The following is a 23,721-nucleotide window of genomic DNA, read 5'->3' as shown; positions in this document are numbered from 1 at the left end:
GATGGCTGTCCCGTTATGCTGAATATTCGTCCCGTTCGCCCCGAGTGGCTCACCTTGATTGTCAGTGGCGCGTTTCTGCTGTTCTACAACGTGCCGCTCTGGCAGCACCTGTATCAGGTGGTCGCGCCCCATGGCGTGGCTAGTGGTTTGTTCACGCTGTTGGTAATCGGCATCCTGTTCACGGCCGCTTTCAACCTGGTGCTCACGGCGGTGGCGTTCCGCTGGACGTTCAAGCCCCTGCTGACTGTGCTGCTGCTGTGTGCCGCTGGCGTTGCGTATTTCATGAACCAGTACGGTGTGATGATCGACACCGAGATGTTGCGCAACACGATGGAAACCAATGCTTCCGAAGTGGGCGATCTGCTCACCTTGAAACTGGGCGTCTATCTTGTCGTGCTGGGTGTATTGCCGGTCTGGTTGTTGTGGCGAACGCCGGTTCGCTATCGGCCCTGGCCGCGCGAGCTGCTGAGCAAACTGGCCAGCGGCGGTGCGACGGCGGCGGTGATGTTGGCGATCGCCATGCTCGACTACCAGACCCTGTCGTCGCTGTTCCGCAACCATCACGAGATTCACCTGCAGCTCACCCCGAGCAACGCGGTTGGCGCACTGATCAGCTATGTGCATGGCGTCACTGCCTCGGCCAAGGGGCCGCTGCGGCCGGTCGGCACGGATGCGGTGCGAGTGGCCCGGACTGATGCCGGCGGGCGCAAGACACTCATGGTGCTGGTGGTGGGGGAAAGCGCCCGCGCGGAGAACTTCGGCCTGAACGGGTATGAGCGCGACACCACGCCAGAGCTGCGACGGGAAGAGGGTGTGGTGAGCTTCACCGATATGCATTCCTGCGGGACCGAAACGGCGGTATCGGTGCCTTGCATGTTTTCCAACCTGACCCGTGCGCATTACAGCGATAGCGTGGCCAAGAGCCAGGAAAACCTGCTCGATGTGCTCAAGCGAGCCGGCTACGACGTCGTGTGGCGGGATAATCAGGCCGGCTGCAAGGAGACCTGCAACCGGATCGTTTTCCAGAGCATGACCAAGCTGAAGGACCCCGCGCTCTGTGGCGATGGCGAATGCCATGACGAGATACTCTTGCAGGACTTGCAGGGCTTCATCGACCATCTGGAGCGCGACACCGTGCTGGTGCTGCATCAGATGGGCAGCCATGGGCCGGCCTACTACAAGCGCTACCCGGCGGCCTACGAACATTTCACGCCGGTGTGTGTCAGCAACGAGCTGAGCGATTGCTCCCGGGAGAGCATCATCAACGGATACGACAACACGATCCGCTATACCGACCACGTCCTGGCCAGCCTGATCGATACCCTGCGCGCCAACCAGGGCAAGGTCGACACCGCCATGCTGTACCTGTCCGACCATGGCGAATCCCTGGGCGAATACAACGTGTACCTGCATGGCATGCCCTATAGCTTCGCGCCGGCCGAGCAGAAGCATATCGCCAGTGTCGCCTGGTTCTCCCCAGGTTTTCAGCGCACTGCCGGAGTCGATACGCAATGCGTGGCGGAGCAGCGCGATGCGACGCTGAGCCAGGACTACCTCTTCCATACCATGCTGGGCCTGTTGGGCGTGCAGACCCAGGCCTATAGCACCGGTCTCGATATGTTCGCGGGCTGCCGCAACCAGCCCGGTTCGTCGATAGCCAGCCTGGCCGCCGACAGATCAGTGGCGGTACAGCCAGAGCACGAGCATCAGCAGGTGCAATAGCAGCGAAGCGCAAGCCAGGCCACGCCAGAACTTCAGCGGCTCACGCTCCAGCAAGGGGCGTGGACGCTGGCTCAGCGCCTGTCGTTCGGCCTGTTCCAGGTTGAGCAGCCATTCTTCGGCGGTCTCGAAACGCTGTGCCGGGTCGGTGGCCAGGGCACGGCTGAGACTTTCGTCGATCCACGTGGGAAGGTCGGGCCGATAGCGGCTGGCCGGCACCGGGGCGCCGAAGCGCGGGTGCTGGAACGGCTCGATCTCGCCGTAGGGATAGTGGCCGGTGAGCAGGTGGTAAAGCGTCACGCCGGCGGCGTAGAGATCCTGTTGTGCATGTGGCGCGGTACCGGTGAAGGCTTCCGGGGCGATGTAGCTGGGAGTCCCTGGAAGCGCATGGGCTTCGTCGCTGGAAAGTCCGGGACAGAAGGCTAGGCCGAAGTCCAGTACGCGCAGCTCGCCGTCGTCCCCCCATAGCAGGTTTTCCGGCTTGATATCGCGATGCAGGATGTTGCGCCGATGCAGCATGCCGACGGCGCGGAGCAGGCGGGGCGCCACATCCAGCCATTCAGGCAGGGCCAGCGGGCCGGACAGGCGCAGGTGTTCGGCCAGGGTCTGCCCGGCGTACTCACGCTGCACGTAATAAAGATGCTGGCGCTGCGGCAGCGGGTGGACCTCTGGGAAATAGCGTCCGGCGACGCGCCGCAGGAACCACTCCTCGAGCAGCAGGGACTGCCCGGCTTTGGGTTCGTCCTGGCGGCTTGGCGGCAGTGTTTTCAGCAGCCAGCGGCGGTCCTGGCTGTCGCGGACCCGATAAATCATGGATTGGCGGGATTCGCCGAGCAGGCGTTCGACCTGCCAGCCCTCGAAGGTCTGACCTTCGCGCAGTTTCGGTGGCAGCGGCCAGTGGGCCAGTTGGACGAGAGTGTCGGCCAGGGCGCCTTCGGGCAGCTCCTCGACCTTCAGCAGCAGGGCGCTGGCATTATCGCGGCTGCCCGCCAAGTGGGCGGCGTTGACCAGAGCCTGGGCGGCGGCCTTGGGGTCGCTTTCGTCCTTCAGAATGTTGCGGATGGCCGGGTCGCCGAGCGCCGACCAGACGCCGTCGCTGACGATCAGGAAGCTTTCGTCCTCGTGCAGCTCGCCATCCAGGTAGTCCACCACCAGGTGTTGATCCAGGCCGAGCGCACGCTTGAGCACGTGCTGCATGCCCGGCTGTTCCCAGACGTGGTCCTCGGTCAAGCGTTCGAGATGCCCCGCATGGAAGCGGTAGGCCCGGCAATCGCCGACATGGGCGATGGTGAAGCGCCGGCCACGCAGCACCAGAGCGGTGAGCGTAGTCAGCAGCGGTTGGCCGCCGCCGTTGGCCTGGAGCCAGCGATTATGGGCGACCAGCAGGCGATCCAGGGATTGCGCCACTGCCCAGGTTTCCGGCGTGGAGTAGTAGTCCAGCGCCAGCGCCTGCAACGTGGCGCGGGCTGCCAGTCCGCCGTCGGCACACTGGCTGACGCCGTCGGCGAGGGCGAACAGGTAGCCTTTGCTGGCAGCCAGCGCCGGGGCGGGCGTCACCACCCGGATGGCGTCCTGGTTTTCCTCACGAGGCCCGGTGGCGCTGGCTTCGCCGAAGGTCAGTTGCAGGGCGGCGGACGGGCCGCGGGGTGTGATTTCCCGCTGGATGGCGTTCATCGGCAGGTTGGCCGTGGTCATACTCGGGCGGCGGTCATGGCGGCCGATCCCCAGGTGGTTCTCCAGCGCTGCTTGACGCCATGCAGGCCGATCCAGGCCATGACGCCGAGGCTGGCGAACAGCCACAGCCCGAGCTGGTAATCGCCGGTGGATTGCTTGATGGCGCCCAGGCCGGCGGTCAGGCAGAAGCCGCCGATGCCGCCAGCCATGCCGATCAGGCCGGTCATCACGCCGATCTCGCGACGGAAGCGTTGGGGGACCAGTTGGAAGACCGCGCCGTTACCGGCACCCAGGCTGAGCATGGCGATGACGAACAGGCCTAGCGCCGCCGTGGAACTGGGCAGGTTGAAGCCGACCATGAAGATGCACAGCGAAGCCAGGGTGTACATCATCAGCAGGGTGCGGATGCCCCCGATGCGGTCGGCCAGCGCGCCGCCCAGCGGCCGCAGCAGGCTGCCGGCGAATACGCAGGCGGCGGTGTAATAGCCGGCCTTGACCGGGTCGAACGCGTACTGGTCGTGGAAATAACCGGGCAGGGTACTGGCCAGGCCGAGGAAGCCGCCGAAGGTCACGCTGTAGAAGAACATGAACCACCAGCTGTCGCGGTCGCCCAGGGCTTTCAGGTAATCGCCCAGGGCTTTCGGCTTGGGCCGCTCCGGTGCGTTCTTCGCCACGCTGGCGAAGATGATCAGGGTCAGCACCAGCGGAATCAGCGCCAAGCCGAATACGTTGCTCCAGCCGAATGCGGCAGCCAGGCCGGGAGCGAACAGCGCGGCCAGCACGGTACCGGAGTTGCCGGCGCCGGCGATGCCCATCGCCTTGCCCTGGTGTTGCGGTGGATACCATTGCGACGCCAGGGGCAGCGCGACGGCGAAGGAGGCGCCGGCGAAGCCGAGGAACAGGCCGAGCAGCAAGGCTTGTTCGTAGCTGTGGACACCGAGCTGCCAGGCGGCGGCCAGCGCCGTGATGACGACCACCTGGCCGATGAGACCAGCGGTCTTCGGTGATGTGCGGTCGGCCAGCAGGCCCATCAGGAATCGCAGGACGGCACCCGCCAGGATCGGCGTGGCTACCATCATGGCGCGCTGCTGGGTGGTCAGGCCGAGGTCGGCGGCGATCTGCACGCCCAGCGGCCCGAGCACGTACCAGACCATGAAACTCAGGTCGAAATAGAGGAAGGCGGCGAACAGGGTGGGTGCGTGGCCGGCTTTCCAGAAACTCGTATTCATCGAACACCTCATCAGCAGGAAGAATCCCGGCCGGATGCGGCAGCGTGATCGTGGGCACGCTGCCGGACCCGCCGGGGAGGCGCTGCGCTTTTGGCGCAACGCCCTGCGGCCGTAGCCACAGCTGGGTTGAGAGAGTTGCCAATGGAGCGGCCGGATCGCGGTCCGTCCCCAGATAAACCCCGGACGCTGGGGTGAAACGCAAAAGGCGCCGCATCACCGGATCGCAGGAGCGAAAGGTGAAGCGACGCCTTTGTCGTTCAGTGAGCAACCACCGTTGGCTGCCATTGCCTGATCGATAGCAAGAGCTGAGCCAATTGATTAAATGGTTGATTAATAAGGGGTTGTTCGTGAGGTTGAGGATACTGGTGGGCTAAAAGAGGGCGGCTGGCACTTCGTGGTGCGCTGTCCTGGGGCGTTCTTTGCCGGGGGACTGAGTTGAACTTGTTGAGCGTGTGCGAGCCGTCCCTTGGCCCGCAGGTGTGCGTCAGTGCTGGATCAGGTCCAGATCGTAGAAGGTGACCTTGCCGCCTTCGTCCGAGGGGCCGTAGTTATCCTGGATATAGGCACCTGCCTTGAAATACAGGCTCTGCACCGACCAGCGTGCGCTGACCTGGCGGGTAATCAGGCCGTAGTCGCCATCGTCGCTATGGATTTTTATGCTGAGCATGCCGTCCGGGGACAAGTTGATGGTGTACTTGAAGCGCTCCTTGAGCTGCACGTTCGTGGCGATCGGGATGTTCTGTACTTCCCGGTCGCCCGGGTATTTGCGGAGCAGGGCTTCCACCCGGCCGATACCGTCCTTGTAGTGGTATTGCAGCTTGAGCAGGGGATCGTTCTGGCTACCCGAGACGTCTTCGCTGTGAATCTGCCCGATGACGATCTTGCCTTTGCTGGGCACCTTGTTGACGGCCAGGATGGCGCGAAGGTAGTTATCGGCGCCCTGGTAGCCCCAGAAGCTCAGGGTGCCATCCGATTGGGTTTGACGCAGTTCGGTCCTGGGGTAGCGGGCATCCTCCGTATGAGAACCGTTGACGGGAACCCAGAAGACGATGCCGCCGTCATCGCTGGGGTAGAAGTAGCGGCTGCGGTAGCCGTTGCTCAGTTGTGCGGTAGAAATGATGGTGGGTTCGCCGGGGGTTGGGACGGCCAGGTTCCAAGGCGTGAGATCGATCACTGGGTACTCCTGCGCAGTTCAAGGGGGAGGAAAAAAGCCCCCGTTCGGTTGGCGAATGCGCGGGAAGTTCCCTTGGGGCGACAAGCGGAGCGGTGGCAGATTGCCTTTCCAATCAGTTATTTATGAGAGGTATTTAACAAAAAGGCGATCAGGCAGAGTGGGGCGGAGCCCATGATCGGACCCATGACCGCCAGAAAAAACGCGCCAGCGATGCCGGCGCGCGATAACGGATCAGGCCGCGGGCCGCTGCTGGCGCTGATAGAGGAATTCCAGCACGGCCGCCCGGTAGTCGTGATAGTGCGCGTCATGCGCCAAAGCCATGCGATCGCGCGGGCGGGGCAGGTCGACCGACAGGATTTCACCGATGGTCGCGGCCGGGCCGTTGCTCATCATCACGATGCGGTCGGACAGCAGCACGGCTTCGTCCACGTCGTGGGTGATCATGATCACCGTGTTGCCCAGGTCGGCATGGATTTCCATCAAGGAATCCTGCAGGTGTGCCCGCGTCAGCGCGTCCAGTGCGCCGAAAGGTTCGTCCATCAGCAGGACCTTCGGCTGCATGGCCAGGGCACGGGCGATGCCGATGCGCTGTTTCATGCCCCCGGAAATCTCGCTGGGGCGCTTGTCCCGGGCATGGGTCATATGCACCAGGGCCAGGTTGTGTTCGATCCAGTCGCGCATCTCGCGGCGGCTTTTCTGTCCCTTGAAGACCTGGCGGACAGCCAGTTCGACGTTTTCGTAGCAGCTCAGCCAGGGCAGCAGGCTGTGGTTCTGGAACACCACGGCACGGTCGGGGCCGGGCTGGTCGACTTCGCGGCCATCGAGGATCACGCCGCCGGTGGTGGCCTGGTGGAGGCCCGCCACGATATTCAGCACGGTGGACTTGCCGCAGCCGGAATGGCCGATCAGCGATACGAATTCCCCCTTGGCGATGCGCAGATTGACGTTCTGCAAGGCGCAGAAGAGGCCTTTGTCGGTGGGGAAACTGATGCCGACACCGGTGAGTTCGAGATAGTTGGAATGGCTCATGGGAATTCTCCGGAAGCGAATGGGTTCTAGCGCAGGTCGGCGTTCTTGTCCCAACTGGCGTGGCGCTGCAAGAGCAGCATCAGGCGGTCCAGGGCGAAGCCGATCAGGCCGATGACGATCACCGCGACCATGATCCGACCCAGAGAGTTGGAGCTGCCGTTCTGGAACTCGTCCCAGATGAATTTGCCGAGGCCCGGGTTCTGCGCGAGCATCTCGGCGGCGATCAGCACCATCCAGCCGGTGGCCAGCGACAGGCGCAGGCCGGTGAAGATCATCGGCACCGCCGCCGGCAGCACGATGCGCCGCACATGGCTGAGCGGCGACAGATTGAGCACCCGGCTGACGTTCTGCAGGTCCTTGTCCAGATTGGCCACGCCGACGGTGGTGTTGATCACCGTGGGCCACAGGCAGCAGAGGGCAACGGTCAGTGCCGAAGTGAGGAAGGATTTGGCGAGCATGGGGTCGTCGCTGACATAAAGGGCGCTGACCAGCATGGTCACCAGCGGCAGCCAGGCCAGCGGCGAGACCGGCTTGAAGATCTGGATCAACGGATTCATCGCGCTGTAGAGCGGTTTGCTCAGGCCGCAGACGATGCCGAGCGGTACCGCGATCAGGGAGGCGATGGCGAAGCCGGTCATCACCGTGTAGAGGCTGGTGAGGATCTGCTGGAAGAAGGTCGGCTTGCCGGTGTACGGGCGAATCTTCACCTCTGCCGACGGATCGCGCGCCAGGCGTTCCGCATTGCGCTTTTCCTGGCGCTCGTAGAAGGCGTTGGCTTTTTCCCGTTCGGCCAGATGGCTGTCCACCAGGGCGTTGAACTGGGTATAGACCTGAACCGGCCCGGGGAACTGGCCGAGGCTGGTCTGGATGTTGTTGGCCACCAGTTGCCACAGCATCAGGAAGGCAAAGATGCCGGCGAGCGGCAGGATGACGGCCGGAGCCCAGCGCTTCAGCAGGGCCTGGGTCCGGGCGGCTTTGACGGTGTTGGAAATCGGGGTGGCGATACTCGGGTTGCTCATCGTCCTGTCCTCTGAAGTTGAGGGGCTGCCAGCCCTGGAGCCGGCACCGCCTGGGCGGTGCCGGACCTTGGTCATTGGGTGTCTTTCAGGCCGATCTTGAACGACGCCAGGTAGGCGTTGGGCTTGCGCCCGTCATAGGTGACGCCATCGATGAAGTCGCCGCTGGGTGCGCGGAAGCCTTCTTCATCGGCAGCGGGGAAGTCATCGGCCTTGGCCTTGCCCTCTGAGACCAGTTCGGCGGCGGCGGTCTTGTAGATATCCGGGCGATAGACCTGCTTGGCCACGTCGAGGTACCAGGCGTCCGGCTTGGCTTCACCGATCTGCCCCCAGCGGCGCATTTGGGTCAGGTACCAGATGGCATCCGAGTAATAGGGATAGGTGGCGTGGTAGCGGAAGAACACGTTGAAGTCCGGCACTTCGCGCTTGTCGCCTTTCTCGTATTCGAAGGTGCCGGTCATGGAGTTGGCGATGACTTTGGCGTCGGCGCCGACGTATTCCGGGCGGGAGAGGATTTCTACGGCCTCGGGGCGGTTGGCGTTGCCGTTTTCATCCAGCCACATGGCGGCGCGGATCAGCGCCTTGACCAAGCGCTTGTGGGTCTCCGGATATTTCTCGGCCCAGGCCTTGGAGACGCCGAAGACTTTCTCAGGGTTGTTCTTCCAGATTTCGTAGTCGGTGATCACCGGGACACCGATGCCCTTGACCACGGCTTGCTGGTTCCACGGCTCGCCCACGCAATAGCCGGAAATGGTGCCGGCTTCGAGCGTCGCCGGCATCTGCGGCGGCGGGGTCACGGAAAGCAGCGCGTCGGCGCCGATCTGCCCGCTGATGTCGCCCTTGTCCGGAGCATAGAGGCCGGGGTTGATACCGCCGGCCGCGAGCCAGTAGCGCAGCTCGTAGTTGTGCGTGGAAACGGGAAATACCATGCCGAGGTTGAACGGCTTGCCCGCGGCTTTGTATTTGTCGATCACGGGTCTCAGGGCGTCGGCCTTGATCGGATGCACGGGTTTGCCGTTCTCCATCGGCAGGTGCTTCTTCATTTCCTCCCAGACTTCGTTGGAAACGGTGATGCCGTTGCCGTTGAGGTCCATGGAGAAGGCGGTGATCACCTCGGCCTTGGTGCCGAAGCCGATGGTGGCGCCCAGCGGCTGGCCGGCGAGCATGTGGGCGCCGTCCAGTTCGCCGTCGATCACCCGGTCGAGAAGGACTTTCCAGTTGGCCTGGGCCTCCAGGGTGACGAACAGTCCTTCGTCTTCGAAGAAACCTTTTTCGTAGGCGATGGCCAGGGGCGCCATATCGGTCAGCTTGATGAAGCCGAGCTTGAGTTCTTCCTTCTCCGGTTCAGCGGCGAAGGTGGCGGACAACGGGGTGAGCAGCAGGGCGGTAATACAGCCGAGCCCGGTCAGGGCCCGGCGCAGGAAATGACGGCGGTGGAAAGACATGGTGGTCCCTCTCTATTCGAAAACGAAAAGAAAAAAGGCGTCGCGGGCGAGCAACTCCCAGGGAGCCGTTCACCGTTGACGCCTTTGTCATTCGTCTCGATCACCGCCGTTGGCGATCCGAAGACGGGTGTGAGGAGGGACTTGCAAGGGCCTTGCCAGCTATCTTGGCTGCGCCGAAAGGTCTTGTTAATCAATGGATTGGGAGGCTCCATGGAGAACATCAGGCACGCTGCGGCAGGGGCACCGCAGAGAAGGCGTTGTGCCATGGTCGAGCATGGAGCGGGTTTTCTGTGCCGTTTTGGTTCGCGGGGTCAGCGCACCGCCGAGCGGATCTGCGCTTCTTCCACATATTCCTTCAGCCAATGGAGCACCTTGACCGCTTCCCAGCGGGTCGGGTCGAACAGGGCATAGGCCCGTCCCTCGTAGCCGACCACTTCCAGTTGGCGGTGATAGCCGGCGCGCCGCAGCAGGTCCTCGATTTCGGCGAAGCAGGTATTGAAGTGCACCCGGGAGAAGGGTGTGCGCCCCTCGGTGACGATACCTTCCAGATGCAGTTCCTCGACCGTGGCCCGGACTTTGTCCAACGGCATCCGCCTCACATTGTCCTTGCGTTGCAGTACGTCCTTCATCGTCTCGTTCCCCTTTGGTGCATTGACTTGGCGCCGACGCCGGGAGGGCGGCGCCGAACGAAATCAGGTTAACTCGAAATACTGTACAAATAAACAGTATCCGGGCATATTGGTTTCTCGCACACGGGCGAACCCCTAATGAGCGTCCAGGCAATGGCGTCGCCCGGCCGTACGACAGAGGAGCAAAAGCAATGCACCAGAAATTCATGACGATCATGTTGTTGGTCCTGCTGGCAGGCTGTGTACAGCCCCGGGTGGATCAGCCGAAAGCCAACGGCGCCTATCTGGTGATCGATGGCGAGCGAGCTTGGGCGGTGCTGGTATCCGACGGGAAGCGCAGCGAGGAAAGCGGTCGTGTGCTGGAGGCGATCCGTCTGCCGGGGCGGCATTCGCTGGTGGCCGCCAGCTATGTGATCGAGACGGCGAACTGCGGCACCCTGCAATGGGTGACCGAACGGCAGGACAACGATGACGGAAGCACCCGGCTGATGTCGCTCTATGCCGGGCAGCGGTTGGAAGCGCCCGAATGCGTATTGGCGCAGGGACTGGGGCGGACCTGGGCTGCGTTGGATTATTCGATCTGAAGGACCGCTCCGGGCGGAGCGGTCGTAGCGCGGCGAGGTTGATCAGCCCGCCGCAGTCAGGTCAGCGGGCTTCCGTCTTGCGCGGTTTGGCCGGCGACGGGGGAAGCAATCCATCGGCACGGAACATGCCCTTGATGCCCCGGAGCGCCTGGCGGATGCGGTCCTGGTTCTCGATCAGGGCGAAGCGCACATGATCGTCGCCGTAGTCGCCGAATCCCAGGCCCGGGGAAACACAGACCTTCGCTTCGGCCAGCAGCTTCTTGGCGAACTCCAGGGAGCCGAGGTGGGCATAGGGTTCGGGAATCTTGGCCCAAACGTACATCGAGGCCTTGGGCTTCTCCACCATCCAGCCGATTTCGTGCAGCCCCTTGACCAGCAGGTTGCGCCGCTGGCGGTACTGCTCGGCAATGTCCCGCACGCATTGCTGGTCCCCTTCCAGCGCAGCAATCGCCGCTACCTGGAGCGGGGTGAAGGTGCCGTAGTCGTGGTAGCTCTTGATCCGTGCCAACGCCCCGACGAGTTCTCGGTTACCGACCATGAAACCGATACGCCAGCCGGCCATGTTGTAGCTCTTCGACAGGGTGAAGAACTCCACGGCGATATCCTTGGCTCCTGGCACCTGCATGATGGAAGGGGCTTTCCAGCCGTCGTAGACGATGTCGGCATAGGCCAGGTCATGCACGACCAGGACGTCGTATTGCTTGGCCAGCGCCACCACGCGCTCGAAGAAGTCCAGCTCCACGCACTGCGCGGTGGGGTTGGAGGGAAAGCCGAGGATCATCATCTTCGGCTTGGGAATGCTTTCGCGAATGGCGCGTTCCAGCTCGGCGAAGAAGTCTACGCCGGGTACCAGGGGCACGGAGCGAACTTGCGCGCCGGCAATCACCGCGCCATAGATGTGGATCGGGTAGCTGGGGTTGGGCACCAGCACGGTGTCGCCATGATCCAGGGTGGCCAGCATCAGGTGGGCCAGGCCCTCCTTGGAGCCGATGGTGACGATGGCTTCGCTTTCCGGATCGATGTCCACCGCATAGCGGTCCCGGTACCAGTGCGAAATGGCGCGCCGCAGGCGGGGAATGCCGCGCGAGGTGGAATAGCCATGAGTATCTTCGCGCTGGGCGACGGTGCAGAGTTTCTCGACGATATGCGGCGGGGTGGCGCCGTCCGGGTTGCCCATGCTGAGGTCGATGATGTCTTCGCCACGGCGGCGGGCGGCCATCTTCAGCTCGGCGGTAATGTTGAAAACGTAGGGGGGAAGTCGATCGATGCGCGCGAAACGGCGCGCTGAACGTTGTTCAGCCATGCTGTCCTCTGATACGTAAGCGCCCGGAACCGTCCGAGCGACGTCGGCCGCGTGTGCGACCTGGCAGGAAGATAAGCGCAGCGACGGAATCTGTCGAGAGGCGGGTCGGGACATCGATGATGACTCGACCCGCGCCCATGGAGCGGCGTCAGGAGCCGACGATGATGGAAAACTTCTTCGAATAGGTGGCGCCGTTGGCGTCGGTGACCCTGACCATGAAGTCATTCGGTTGCGACGAGATGGCGCTGGTGGCCGGTGTGCCGGTGATACTGCCGTCGCGGTTCAGTGTCAGCCCTGCCGGCGGATGCCCGCTGACTAGGGACCAGGTCCCGCCCCCCATGCCACCACGGAAGGAAAGCTGGGTGCTGTAGGGCGTGTTGGCCTTGGCGTTCGGCAGTGCGGCATTGGTGGTGATGTACAGGCCATCGGCCGGGTGGCTGGTCGCCAGGCGATAGAACTTCACCAGGGCGCCATCCGTGCTGCTGTCGCCGTAGGTATGCAGGTACGAGCCAGCTTTGAAGTAGAAGGTCTCCGTGTCCCACGACGAGTCCATGACCATGGTGGCCGGGGTACCGTTGTTGGCCGAAACGGCGACTACCGCCGGGTCGCTTCCGTTGCGCGAGACCTTGATCTGATAGGTGAAGGTCTGGCCGAGCTTGACGCCCGAGAGAATGGTGTAGTGCCAGTAGGGTGGACCTTGGACCGGTGTTCCTTGCAGCTTGGTGAAGACCTTTCCTGTCTGGGTGGCGAAGTCGTACTTGTAATAGACCAACACCAAGGGAGCGGAGCCGTGTCCGTGAACCTGGCCGACGATGACGGTGCCGTCCTTCTGGGGTACCTGCATGACCTTCAATTGGGCATCCAGGATGGCAGTGCCGAAGCTGTCCCAGTTCACTGCGTTGGTGCTTGGATCGATCATCTCGCGCAGTTCCGAGCGCGGGTGTGCGGAGCCGCCGGTGGTGGCGCCGTTCAATGGCGCCCACATGGTCATCGCGCCGTCGGCTTCCGTATAGAAGTAGGGGCGATTGCTGTAGCCATTGGGTCCGCTCAGTTTGGCGGGGTAGATGGTCAGGGGTTTCCCGGTGACCCCACCGGTCGAGTCGACGGGAATGGTGATGTTCCAGTTTTCCAGCGCAAAGTTGCCGCCAGGCGGGGTGTTGGGGTGAAGCTCGGCGTAAGCGTCCGTGCATAGCAGACTGCCCAGTAACGCCGACTTGGCGATCAGGCCGATCCGCATGGGGCGCTGGGTGGGGATGATTTCGAGAGTATGCGACATTGCGTTTAATCCTTGATCCCGGGTTGAGGCGGAGCTTGGGTACGGGGCGGCAAGGTCGGTTCTTGCGCCATCGAAGCCCAGCAATGCAATCCAGTTAACGCTTTGGGGGAGGGCAGTCTTGCGGCATCGACGATCCTGGCGATGCGAGGGGTGCATACTTCACTGCCAAGACAGGGACCGCCGGAAACGGGTTTGGTTCGTACCGTTCGGCCACCTTCAGGCGATATCGATTGAGCGGATCCTGTCGTTGTGAGGGCGATCACGGAGGGCAGCCACTACCCGCGTTCATCTGGCAGGCAGTGGCGAGAGGTGTTTATTGGCCGAGCATGTCGTTCATGGCGATGATCTGTTCGGCCACCTGGATCAACTTCTGCTGGCGGCTCATGGCCTGGCGCCGCATCAGCGTATAGGCCTCTTCTTCGCTGCAGTTCTTCATGCGCATGAGCATGCCCTTGGCCAGTTCGATACGTTTGCGTTCGGCCAGTTGCTGGTCTCGGGCGTGCAACTGGGCGCGCAGAGCCTGGTCGCTTTCGAAGCGGACCATGGCCACGTCGAGGATGGGCTTCAGGCGCTGCGCCTGGATGCCTTCGACGATATAGGCACTGACCCCGGACTGGATGGCCTGGCGCATGACGTCCGGATCGTCGTTGTCGGTGAACATGACGATCGGCCTTGGCTGATCGCGGGAGACCAGGCAGACCTGTTCCATGACATCCCGTCCCGGGGATTCGGTGTCGATCAGGATCACGTCAGGGCGGATGGCTTCGACGCGTTCGGGCAGGTCGATGGTCAGCCCGGACTCGTTGATGACATCGAAACCGGCCTCGATCAGCGCGGCCTTCAGGCGCCCGACCTTCTTGGGTGTGTCGTTGATCAGGAGGATTCGCAACATGGCAGCGGTCGTCCCCAATCAGAGTGCGAGTGGTCGAGTGGTTTCGGTCAGCGCATGCAGTTCGAAGCTGCGTGCATAGCCGGCCGGGTCGGTACCGTCCCAGACCTTGCCGTCGAGCAGCGTGGCGCTGCGCATGGGCGAAGTGGGCACTTCCATACCAAGAATATCGGCCGCTTCGCGGTAAAGATCGAGTCGTTGAACCTGATGGGCAATGGCCAGGTAGTCGGGATCATCCCGGAGCAGGCCCCAGCGGCGAAATTGCGTCATGAACCAGAGGCCGTCCGAGAGATAAGGCATGTTGACTGTGCCATTGCCGAAGAAACGAAGGGCGTGCCGGTCCAGCCAGGCGTGGCCGACGCCATCCTCGTACTGGCCGAGGAAGCGCGGCTGGATGGCCTGCAGGGGCGCGTCGACGTAGTCGCTGCCACTGAGCAACTGGGCCGTACTGCGCTTGTTCTCTTCGCTCGAATCGATGAATCGGCTGGCTTCCAGGATGGCGAGGATCAGTGCCCGCGCGGTGTTCGGGTAGGTTTCGACAAAGGCACGGGTGCAGCCGAGCACCTTTTCCGGATGATCCGGCCAGATCGATTGCGTGGTGGCCAGGGTGAAGCCCATGCCTTCGGCGATCGCCTGGGCACCCCAAGGCTCTCCGGCGCAGAAGCCATCGATACGCCCGGCCTTTAGGTGGGCGACCATTTGCGAAGGCGGAACCACGACGGTGTTCACGTCGTTCAGCGGATGGATGCCCTGGCTGGCCAGCCAGTAGTAGAGCCAGAGGGCATGGGTGCCGGTGGGGAAGGTCTGAGCCAGGGTCAGCTTTGCACCGTCTTGGTGCGCGCGTTTGGCGAGCGCTTCGGGAGTGATCACGCCGGCAGCCTGCAGGCGATGGGACAGGCTGATGCTTTGCCCGTTCTGGGCCAGTCCCATGAGCACCGCCATATCGACCGGTGGAGTGCCGCCAATGCCGAGATGGACGGCGTAAATCAGCCCGTAGAGGCCCTGGGCGGCATCCAGTTCACCGCTGATCAGCTTGTCACGCAGGGTGGCCCAGGAGGCTTGGCGTTTCAGGTTGAGCGTCAGGCCATAGGGTTGGGCGAAGCCTTGGGTGGCCGCGACGATCAATGAGGCCGAGTCGGTGAGGGCCATGAAGCCCAGGTTGATCGCGCTTTTTTCCGGGGCGTCGCTGCCGCCGACCCAGGCCAGGCTGTCGCTACGGGGTGCTGCTTGGTCATCCATCATTGTTTTGTTCCGTCAGTGAACAAAAAGACGCCGTTCCGGCTGCATCCCGAAAGTCGCAGCCGAAAACGACGCCATTGTCTATGGACGCTTTCCGCCGTTGGAAAGCGCTCTGTTGAGACGGAACAAGCAAGCCATATGCCAGTGCCCTGCGATGAGGCGCTCTGGCATGGTATTTCGAAGCGGGTTGTTGGTGCTCAGCGCTCGATGATCTGTTTCACTTGGGACTGCGGGATCTGCTGTTTGCGTCCTTCGCTGTCTTCGAATTCCAGCATGCCCGTGTCCTCATCCAGTTCCGGCTTGCCATCGCTGGTAAGCATCTGGCCATCGACGGTGGCGATGATGTAGTCGTTGGCGCAGCCGGCGAGGCCGAACACGCAGAGGAGGGCGATGATCCAGTGCTTCATGGGAAGGGGCTCCTGCCGTCGATACGGCCACGACATGCAGCCGTCTTTCTGGAACATAGCCGCTTCCACTGCACCCGCAAGGACGGGAAAAGAAAAAGCCCCGCACGGGGCGGGGCTCCTTCTTGTCAGTGGAAGAATCAGGCCTGGACGACCGGAATCTTCGCGTTGGCGGCCGCTTCCTTATACTCGGCGATCTGGTCGAAGCTCAGGTAGCGGTAGACGTCGGCAGCCATGCTGTCGATGTCCTTGGCGTACTGCATGTACTCTTCGACGGTCGGCAGTTTGCCGAGGATCGAGGCGACTGCCGCCAGTTCGGCGGAGGCCAGGTACACGTTGGTCGCATCGCCCAGACGGTTCGGGAAGTTGCGGGTGGAGGTGGAGACCACGGTGGAACCGGTCTGCACGCGCGCCTGGTTACCCATGCACAGCGAGCAACCCGGCATTTCCATGCGCGCGCCAGCTTTGCCGTAGATGCCGTAGTAGCCTTCTTCGGTCAGCTGGTGGGCGTCCATCTTGGTCGGCGGAGCCAGCCACAGACGGGTCGGGATTCCGCCCTTGACCTTGTCCAGCAGTTTGCCGGCGGCGCGGAAGTGACCAATGTTGGTCATGCAGGAACCGATGAACACCTCGTCGATCTTGTCGCCGGCCACGCTGGAGAGCAGGCGGGCATCGTCCGGGTCGTTCGGAGCGCAGAGTACCGGCTCCTTCACGTCGGCCAGGTCGATCTCGATGACGGCGGCGTACTCGGCGTCCTTGTCCGCTTCCAGCAGCTTCGGATTGGCCAGCCAGGCTTCCATCGCCTGGGCACGACGCTCCAGGGTGCGGGCATCGCCATAGCCTTCGCCGATCATCCAGCGCAGCAGGGTGATGTTGGAGTTCAGGTACTCGGCGATGGACTCTTCCGGCAGCTTGATGGTGCAACCGGCGGCCGAACGCTCGGCGGAGGCGTCGGACAGTTCGAACGCCTGCTCCACGGTCAGGTCATTGAGGCCTTCGATCTCGAGGATGCGGCCGGAGAAGATGTTCTTCTTGCCTTTCTTCTCGACGGTCAGCAGGCCCTGCTGGATGGCGTAGTAGGGGATGGCATGCACCAGGTCACGCAGGGTGATACCGGGCTGCATCTTGCCCTTGAAGCGCACCAGCACGGATTCCGGCATGTCCAGCGGCATCACGCCGGTGGCGGCGGCGAAGGCCACCAGGCCGGAACCGGCCGGGAAGGAAATACCGATCGGGAAGCGGGTGTGCGAGTCACCGCCGGTGCCGACGGTGTCCGGCAGCAGCATGCGGTTCAGCCAGCTGTGGATGATGCCGTCGCCCGGACGCAGGGACACGCCGCCACGGGTGCGGATGAAATCCGGCAGGGTGTGGTGGGTGGTGACGTCGATGGGCTTCGGATAGGCAGCGGTGTGGCAGAAAGACTGCATTACCAGATCGGCGGAGAAGCCCAGGCAGGCCAGGTCCTTCAGCTCGTCGCGGGTCATCGGGCCAGTGGTGTCCTGGGAACCGACGGTGGTCATCTTCGGCTCGCAGTAGGTACCCGGACGCACGCCCTGGCCTTCCGGCAGACCGCAGGCACGGCCGACCATCTTCTGCGCGAGGGTGAAGCCCTTGCCGCTGTCGACCGGCGCTTCCGGCTTCTTGAACAGAGTGGACGGAGCCAGGCCCAGTTCGGTGCGGGCTTTTTCGGTCAGGCCGCGGCCGACGATCAGCGGAATACGGCCACCGGCACGCACTTCGTCGAGCAGCACGTCGGTCTTCAGCTGGAAGGTGGTGACCAGCTCGTCGCTGCCATGACGGCGGACTTCGCCCTTCATCGGGTAGACGTCGATCACGTCGCCCATGGCCAGGTTGGTGCAGTCGAACTCGATCGGCAGGGCGCCGGCGTCTTCCATGGTGTTGTAGAAGATCGGGGCGATCTTGGTGCCGAAGCAGAAACCACCGGCGCGCTTGTTCGGCACGTAGGGGATGTCGTCACCGAAGAACCACAGTACCGAGTTGGTGGCGGACTTGCGGGAGGAACCGGTGCCGACCACGTCGCCGACGTAGGCGACCGGGTAACCCTTGGCCTTGACCGCTTCGATCTGCTTCAGCGGGCCGACGGAGCCCGGCTGGACCGGCTCGATGCCGTCGCGGGCCATTTTCAGCATGGCCAGGGCGTGCAGCGGGATGTCCGGACGGGACCAGGCGTCCGGAGCCGGGGACAGGTCGTCGGTGTTGGTTTCGCCCGGCACCTTGAACACGGTCAGGGTGATCTTTTCCGGAACGGCGGGACGGTTGACGAACCACTCGCCATCGGCCCAGGACTGCATCACGGCCTTGGCGGCGGCATTGCCTTTCTTGGCGCGCTCGGCGACATCGTGGAAGGCATCGAACATCAGCAGGGTGTGCTTGAGCTGCTCGGCGGCGGCAGTGGCCAGCTCGGCGTCGTCCAGCAGTTCCACCAGGGTGGAGATGTTGTAGCCGCCCTGCATGGTGCCCAGCAGTTCGACGGCGCGTTGCTTGCTGATCAGCGGGGAGGTGGCTTCGCCCTTGGCGATGGCGGACAGGAAGCCGGCCTTGACGTAGGCGGCTTCGTCGACTCCCGGCGGGACGCGGTTGGTGATCAGATCGACCAGGAAGGCTTCTTCGCCGGCCGGCGGGTTTTTCAGCAACTCGACCAGGCCTGCGGTTTGTTCGGCGTTCAGCGGCTGGGGCACGACGCCCTGGGCGGCACGCTCTTCTACGTGTTTGCGATAGGCTTCAAGCACAGTATTACCCTCATCAGTGGTCCCAAAGGGTTGTCCGGGACGCTCATCCTGGAAACCGCCGAACGCACGCGCTTTTCCGCTTCATGGGCGGATTGGCCGAGGTTTCGGTAGTTTCCATCCAGAAGCTGTTTTCAAAGTTTTACGCCGGCTGGGACGGAAAGATGAGGGCTGGCGCAGGTATCGAGAGGGATCGACGGAATCCTGCGCCAATGCTTTCCTGCCGGATAAACTGTGCTCGTGACGCTTTGAAAACAGCTTCAAACGGACATTGGCGCCGTAAACGGCGGGCCGATTCTACTGGAATGTGCTGGCAAAGTTAAGCCGCGGGCGGGTGACCCATTTTAGACAAAGGGCTAAGATGCCGGCCTGTTTCACCCCAAGCCATTCTTTTCCCATGTCCCAGCAACGCATCAAGACGCCCTGCGTCGGCCTGTGCTCCACCGTATACGGCGACCTGGTGTGCCGTGGGTGCAAGCGCTTCCACCATGAGGTGGTGAACTGGAACCTTTATAACGACGAAGAGAAGCGCGCCGTCTGGCTGCGGTTGGAAAGCCTGCTGGTCCAGGTAATGCAGGCCAAGCTGGAAGTCTTCGACAGCCTGCGGCTGCGCCAGCAACTGGAGCAGCGCCAGGTGCGTTTCGTGCCCGAGCAGTCGCCGTATTGCTGGGCCTATCAGCTGATCGCCCGCGGCGCGCGGATGATCACCCAATTGGAGGCATACGGGGTCGCACTGATGCCGGAGTTCCGTGAGTGGCCGCTACCGGACCTGCGCGATGCCATCGATCGCGAATTTTTCATCCTGTCCGAGGCGCATTACGAGCGCTATATCGCCCCGAAATTTCTGCGCGAGGGCATGGAGATTCGCGTCTAGTCCCGCTGAAAAGCAAACCGGGGCGCTTTGGCGCCCCGGTAGTACAACCCTTGGCGATCACGCGTGCTGTTGCGCGACCAGCTCCTCCAGGTGGGCGATGATTTCGTCCGGCTTCAGCACCAGGACATCGCTTTCCAGCGTATCCAGCACCACTTCGGCGGTGTTGCCGATCAGCGCACCGGACAACCCTGTCCGCGCCACGGTACCGATGACCGTCACCGCCGCTTGCAACTGATGGGCAATCTGCGGGATCAGCACGTCGGCAGGTCCTTCGACGATATGCAGGCGCGAGTCGGAAATGTCGTATTCGGCCTGGAATGCCCGGCATTGCTCGCGGTAGCGCGCCTCGATGGTTTCCTTGAGCTGGAAGGTCGGATCTGCAGCCGACAGCATCGGCGCGGGATGGGCGCTGATGACGTGCAATTCGCCTTCGGCCAGGCCGGCGATGTCATAACCGTGGCTGATGATGCTGGCATGCAGGGTACGGTGTTCGCCGTCGCTGTTGCCGACATCCACCGCCGCCAGAATGGTACCGCCGCGCCAGGGTTTCTCGGTTTTCACCATGAGCACCGGCCCGGGGCAGTAACGCAGTAGTTTCCAGTCGTCGGGGGTGAGGAGGGCTTTCTTCAACGGATTGTCGGGGAAGTGTTGCTTGACCACCAGACCACAACCTTCGGCCTGCTGTACGGCGATGATCGTCTGATGCAGGTTCTCGTGCCAGGCCTGCTGGCTGGAAACGGTGAAGCCTTCCTGTTGCAGGCTGGTCGCGACATCGTTGAGAAAGGCCGAGTGATCGTGCTTCTTGTCGCAGACCAGGAGATGCAGCTGCGACTGGGTCACTCCAGCGATCAGTTTGGCGCGTTTGAGCGCGAGTCCTTCGGTCTGCCCGGGCTCCATTACCACCAGAATGCTGCGTATCGCTTGCATGATCGAATCTCCCTGCGAGTGCTGGTTATGCCTAGCACAACTATAGTTTCGGCCTGCGGTAGGGCTTTGATATATATCAAGCGCACGGCTGGCCGTACCCGCCGTCATTCGTATAATGGCCCGCCCATGCCCTGCCTGCCAGCGTTGACCCCATGCAATTGTTGCCCGAAATAGAATCTTTCCTGCTGTGCCCAACGCCTGATGCCTGGATCGCCCAGGCCTTGCAGAATCAGGACATCCTGCTGATCGACCATGCGAACTGCGAGAAAAAGGCCGCGTCGACGGCGCTTAACCTGCTGTTTCGCTACGTGGAAAAGGCCGATCTGCAATACAAGTTGTCACGATTGGCCCGTGAGGAGCTTCGACATTTCGAGCAGGTCGCGGCGTTGATGACGAAGCGGGGGATCGCTTATCGGCCGGTCAGCGCGGCGCTGTACGCGCAGCGCCTGCGTGGCCATGTGCGCTCCAGCGAGCCGGGAAAGCTGGTGGATACCCTGATCGTCGGCGCATTCATCGAGGCGCGTTCGTGCGAGCGCTTCTTCCGCCTGGCACCTCATCTGGACGAAGAGCTGGCGCAGTTCTACCGTTCGCTGCTCAAGTCCGAGGCGCGGCACTACCAGGATTATCTGAAGATGGCCCGGGCGTATGCGGGCGGACCGATCGATGATCGTGTAGCGTTCTTCGCCGAGGTGGAGCGTGACGCCATTCTGATGCCGGACACCGAGTTCCGCTTCCATAGCGGTGCGGCGGCGTGAGGAGAGGCGGGCCGGATAATTCCGGCCCGCCGGGTGGCGGTTTATTCCTTGACCTTCAGGTCCAGCGCCAGGTCCCGCGCCGCCTTGGTGGCGAGCACGCTCATCAACTGACCGATCTCGTCCTGGCGGCTGCTGGCACCGTTCTGCCCGCTACCACCCAGCATCACGCTGGGGACCGGTGCCTGTGCGGCAGCCTCGGCCCAGACTTTGTTGATGGCGATCAGTGCGTCCAGTTTGGTCTGCAGCGCGCCGTCCGCCTTGATGACGGCCTCGCGGGCATGGGCCTCGGCGTCGGCGGTGATCTTGGTCGCTTCGGCGGTGATTGCGGCCTTGTCGCGTAGCAGTTCGGCGGTTTGTTTTTCGATCTGGGCGCGTTGCTTCTCACGCTCGGCGTTGATCACCGCGAGTTGCTTCTCGGTTTCCGCCTGGGTGGTGCGTTCGATCTGGTCGCGCAGGGTTTCCTGGCGACGCGCCTCGACCTCTTTCTCACCGCGGGCGGTCACCAGCAGCTTTTCTTCCTCTTCCTTCAGGCGGTTCTGGCGAGCGACGGCGAGTTCGGCGAGGGCCTGCTGCACCTTGACCATCCGCTGCTTGTACTGCGGGTTGGGGTCGACGTTGGTGATGCGGGCTTCCACCACTTCCACGCCGTATTTGCGGAACTGCTGTTGCTTGCGTACCGGGATGCCTTTGCTGTCGACCACCTTCTCGGTGATGAACTGGCTGGCGCTGTTATCGCCGAATGCGCCCTGTTCGGTGCCGGCCTGGAGGATGGCGGTCTGCTGCGGGACATGGCCGCGAGGACCGCGCACTTCCTTGCGCTTGATCAGATAAAGGCCGTCGTTCAGTTGGTTTTCGAATTCCGCGGCGAATTCACTGCGTGCGCCGGCATAGAAGTCATCCGCACTCATCAGCGAGGCGGTGGCTTGCAGGGTTTCCTTGATCGCCGGGACCAGGGCGGTCTTGATGAAGTTTTCCGGGTTGCGGTACTCCTGCGCGATCTTCAGGAACTGATCGCCGCCGGGCAGGCGGAAGCGGGCCGACGACTCGACTTTGGCGTCGACGTTGCCGAGGAAAACGATGGGGAAGGCTTCGATGGTGGCGCCGAGGGAATCGTTGTCGCTGTTATCGTCGATTTCCAGCGCTTCGGTGAGTACCGATTGCACGCTGAGGGCCTTTTTCCAGGGCGTGGCGCGACCGAACCATTTGGTGGCGTAGCCCACGTCATCGATTACTTTTTCTTCGCCGAAGATCGTCCGCACATGGGTGGAGAAACCGGCCTCGTTATAGAAGAAGATGCCGTTGAAGGCGGTGAAGCCGAGCGCGGCGATGACGACGGGAAGGCCAAGGTACTTGGCTACTTGCAGCTTGCTGAAAGGCATGGTCGCTCCTTGACGGGCTTGAAGGAGCGGCGATGCTGAGAACCACATCGTCTTTCGTCAAGTGGCAGATCGCCAGCTTGAGAGGGCGGTCACTGGAATTCAGGAAAGAGCGAAGGGGGCCAGTCGGTAGCCTTGTTCGTCCACCTGCAAGGCCCAGCCCTGGCGATCCCAGTCTCCCAGCACGATGCGCCGGGCGGCCTGTCCGCTGACGTGCAGTTCATGGATGGCCGGGCGGTGGGTATGGCCATGGATCAAGGTGCGGACCTTATGCTCAGCCATGAGGCGAGGTACTTCTTCGGGGGTGACGTCGATGATCTCGGCGGCCTTCTGGCGAGTCTGCATATGGCTTTCCTTGCGCAGCTTGCGCGCCAGCTTGTGGCGAGTCGCCAGGGGGAGGTGGCGGAGAATCCACAGTGAAACCGGGTTGCGCAGCCAGCGGCGCAGGCGCATGTAGGCGACGTCGCGGGTGCAGAGCGCATCGCCATGGCTCAGCAGCACGGGCTCGCCGCCCAGATCGATCACGCAAGGGTCGGGCAGGAGAGTGCAGCCTGCTTCCCGGCAGAAGTCCGCGCCGATCATGAAGTCACGGTTGCCATGCATCAGATGGATACGGGTGCCTGAGTCGCTCAGTTCTCGCAGGGCCTGGGCAATGGAGCGCTGGAACGGAGTCATGGCGTCGTCGCCGATCCAGGCCTCGAAGAAGTCGCCGAGGATGTACAGCGCTTCGGCCTTGCGCGCGCGCTCCTTCAGGAAAAGCAGAAACGCCCGGGTAATGTCCGGGCGCTCCTCTTCGAGATGAAGGTCAGAAATAAGCAGGACGCTCACTCGACGATCTCGGCCTTCTCGATGATCACGTCGTCAACCGGCACATCCTGATGGCCGGAGCGCATGGTGGTGGCGACACCCTTGATGGCATTGACCACGTCCATGCCTTCGGTCACCTGGCCGAACACGGCATAACCCCAGCCTTGGACGGTCGGTGCGCTATGGTCGAGGAAGGTGTTGTCGGCGACGTTGATGAAGAATTGCGCGGAGGCCGAGTGCGGCTCCATGGTGCGCGCCATGGCGATAGTACCGACTTTGTTGGAGAGGCCGTTGTTGGCTTCGTTCTTGATCGGTGCACGAGTCGACTTCTGCTTCATGCCCGGTTCGAAACCGCCGCCCTGGATCATGAAGTTGCCGATCACGCGGTGGAAAATGGTGTTGTCGTAGTGTCCGGACTTCACGTATTCCTTGAAGTTGGCCACGGTTTCGGGGGCCTTGTCTTCGAACAGTTCCAGGGTGATGACGCCGTGGTTGGTGTGCAGCTTGATCATGGGGAATTCGCTCTGTCGGAAAAAACGAAGGCTGTCAGGGGGTTGACAGCTTCGGCTATGATAAGCGCTTTGATTTGGCCGGCCTACCCTGAGCCGCGCACCCACATTGATCA

At 62.7% G+C, this 23,721-nt stretch carries 21 protein-coding genes; 4 read left to right on the top strand and 17 right to left on the bottom strand.

The window, feature by feature from the left end; translation table 11 throughout:
- Positions 1-15: 15 nt before the first annotated feature.
- Complete coding sequence (locus PIN01S_RS03290; protein WP_084333704.1) at positions 16-1,722, top strand: phosphoethanolamine transferase; 1,707 nt, start codon at positions 16-18, stop codon at positions 1,720-1,722.
- On the opposite strand, the gene PIN01S_RS03285 is transcribed toward PIN01S_RS03290, so the two are convergent.
- From PIN01S_RS03285 to PIN01S_RS03255, 7 genes are all read right to left on the bottom strand, one after another.
- Positions 1,678-3,393, bottom strand: coding sequence for a bifunctional protein-serine/threonine kinase/phosphatase (locus PIN01S_RS03285; RefSeq protein WP_084333967.1), 1,716 nt, complete (start codon positions 3,391-3,393; stop codon positions 1,678-1,680). The genes PIN01S_RS03290 and PIN01S_RS03285 overlap by 45 nt on opposite strands.
- Before the next feature lie 17 nt (positions 3,394-3,410).
- A complete protein-coding gene (locus PIN01S_RS03280) occupies positions 3,411-4,622 on the bottom strand; it encodes an MFS transporter (RefSeq protein WP_084333703.1) in 1,212 nt (403 codons plus the stop codon).
- A 484-nt stretch (positions 4,623-5,106) separates the two neighbouring features.
- Complete coding sequence (locus PIN01S_RS03275; RefSeq protein ID WP_084333702.1) at positions 5,107-5,796, bottom strand: polysaccharide lyase family 7 protein; 690 nt, start codon at positions 5,794-5,796, stop codon at positions 5,107-5,109.
- A gap of 231 nt (positions 5,797-6,027) precedes the next feature.
- Positions 6,028-6,825 carry an ABC transporter ATP-binding protein gene (locus PIN01S_RS03270; RefSeq protein ID WP_084333701.1) on the bottom strand — a complete coding sequence of 266 codons (798 nt, stop codon included), beginning with the start codon at positions 6,823-6,825 and terminating at the stop codon, positions 6,028-6,030.
- A gap of 26 nt (positions 6,826-6,851) precedes the next feature.
- Positions 6,852-7,844: an ABC transporter permease gene (locus tag PIN01S_RS03265; RefSeq protein WP_084333700.1), complete on the bottom strand. Its 993-nt coding sequence runs from the start codon at positions 7,842-7,844 to the stop codon at positions 6,852-6,854.
- A gap of 71 nt (positions 7,845-7,915) precedes the next feature.
- Positions 7,916-9,286: a CmpA/NrtA family ABC transporter substrate-binding protein gene (locus PIN01S_RS03260; RefSeq protein WP_084333699.1), complete on the bottom strand. Its 1,371-nt coding sequence runs from the start codon at positions 9,284-9,286 to the stop codon at positions 7,916-7,918.
- A 311-nt stretch (positions 9,287-9,597) separates the two neighbouring features.
- Entirely contained in the window at positions 9,598-9,915 is a 318-nt protein-coding gene (locus tag PIN01S_RS03255) for a transcriptional regulator (protein WP_084333698.1), read from the bottom strand.
- A 191-nt stretch (positions 9,916-10,106) separates the two neighbouring features.
- On the opposite strand from PIN01S_RS03255, the gene PIN01S_RS03250 reads away from it, so the two are divergent.
- Positions 10,107-10,499 (top strand): hypothetical protein, encoded by a 393-nt coding sequence (locus tag PIN01S_RS03250; protein WP_084333697.1) that lies wholly within the window; start codon positions 10,107-10,109, stop codon positions 10,497-10,499.
- Between the two features lie 61 nt (positions 10,500-10,560).
- Here PIN01S_RS03250 and alaC read toward each other — a convergent pair whose 3' ends face one another.
- The 6 genes from alaC to acnB form a co-directional block, all read right to left on the bottom strand.
- Positions 10,561-11,802, bottom strand: a complete 1,242-nt coding sequence (gene alaC / locus PIN01S_RS03245; RefSeq protein WP_084333696.1) for an alanine transaminase — start codon at positions 11,800-11,802, stop codon at positions 10,561-10,563.
- Positions 11,803-11,950: 148 nt separating this feature from the next.
- Positions 11,951-13,078: a polysaccharide lyase family 7 protein gene (locus tag PIN01S_RS03240; protein WP_244505939.1), complete on the bottom strand. Its 1,128-nt coding sequence runs from the start codon at positions 13,076-13,078 to the stop codon at positions 11,951-11,953.
- Positions 13,079-13,391: 313 nt separating this feature from the next.
- Positions 13,392-13,970 (bottom strand): ANTAR domain-containing response regulator, encoded by a 579-nt coding sequence (locus PIN01S_RS03235; RefSeq protein WP_084333695.1) that lies wholly within the window; start codon positions 13,968-13,970, stop codon positions 13,392-13,394.
- A gap of 18 nt (positions 13,971-13,988) precedes the next feature.
- Complete coding sequence (locus PIN01S_RS03230) at positions 13,989-15,209, bottom strand: CmpA/NrtA family ABC transporter substrate-binding protein (RefSeq protein ID WP_084333694.1); 1,221 nt, start codon at positions 15,207-15,209, stop codon at positions 13,989-13,991.
- A gap of 194 nt (positions 15,210-15,403) precedes the next feature.
- Entirely contained in the window at positions 15,404-15,613 is a 210-nt protein-coding gene (locus PIN01S_RS03225; RefSeq protein ID WP_084333693.1) for a YgdI/YgdR family lipoprotein, read from the bottom strand.
- 137 nt (positions 15,614-15,750) lie between these two features.
- Positions 15,751-18,360: a bifunctional aconitate hydratase 2/2-methylisocitrate dehydratase gene (gene acnB, locus PIN01S_RS03220; RefSeq protein WP_084333692.1), complete on the bottom strand. Its 2,610-nt coding sequence runs from the start codon at positions 18,358-18,360 to the stop codon at positions 15,751-15,753.
- Positions 18,361-18,754: 394 nt separating this feature from the next.
- Between acnB and PIN01S_RS03215 the strand changes: the two genes are divergently transcribed.
- On the top strand, positions 18,755-19,231 hold the full coding sequence (locus tag PIN01S_RS03215) for a DUF1289 domain-containing protein (RefSeq protein ID WP_084333691.1): 477 nt from the start codon (positions 18,755-18,757) through the stop codon (positions 19,229-19,231).
- 57 nt (positions 19,232-19,288) lie between these two features.
- Here the strand turns inward: PIN01S_RS03215 and uspL are convergent, their stop codons facing one another.
- Positions 19,289-20,158 carry a universal stress protein UspL gene (gene uspL, locus PIN01S_RS03210; protein WP_084333690.1) on the bottom strand — a complete coding sequence of 290 codons (870 nt, stop codon included), beginning with the start codon at positions 20,156-20,158 and terminating at the stop codon, positions 19,289-19,291.
- A gap of 152 nt (positions 20,159-20,310) precedes the next feature.
- Between uspL and PIN01S_RS03205 the strand changes: the two genes are divergently transcribed.
- A complete protein-coding gene (locus PIN01S_RS03205; protein WP_084333689.1) occupies positions 20,311-20,913 on the top strand; it encodes a MiaE family protein in 603 nt (200 codons plus the stop codon).
- Positions 20,914-20,954: 41 nt separating this feature from the next.
- On the opposite strand, the gene PIN01S_RS03200 is transcribed toward PIN01S_RS03205, so the two are convergent.
- From PIN01S_RS03200 to PIN01S_RS03190, 3 genes are all read right to left on the bottom strand, one after another.
- Entirely contained in the window at positions 20,955-22,292 is a 1,338-nt protein-coding gene (locus PIN01S_RS03200; protein ID WP_084333688.1) for an SPFH domain-containing protein, read from the bottom strand.
- A gap of 99 nt (positions 22,293-22,391) precedes the next feature.
- Positions 22,392-23,117, bottom strand: a complete 726-nt coding sequence (lpxH, locus tag PIN01S_RS03195; protein WP_084333687.1) for a UDP-2,3-diacylglucosamine diphosphatase — start codon at positions 23,115-23,117, stop codon at positions 22,392-22,394.
- Positions 23,114-23,608 carry a peptidylprolyl isomerase gene (locus PIN01S_RS03190; RefSeq protein ID WP_084333686.1) on the bottom strand — a complete coding sequence of 165 codons (495 nt, stop codon included), beginning with the start codon at positions 23,606-23,608 and terminating at the stop codon, positions 23,114-23,116. Before PIN01S_RS03190 ends, lpxH begins: the two co-directional genes overlap by 4 nt.
- Positions 23,609-23,721 lie beyond the last annotated feature (113 nt).

The sequence above is a fragment of the Pseudomonas indica NBRC 103045 genome (assembly GCF_002091635.1).
Lineage (GTDB): Bacteria > Pseudomonadota > Gammaproteobacteria > Pseudomonadales > Pseudomonadaceae > Pseudomonas_M > Pseudomonas_M indica.
This window is presented reverse-complemented; position numbering and strand designations above follow the sequence as displayed.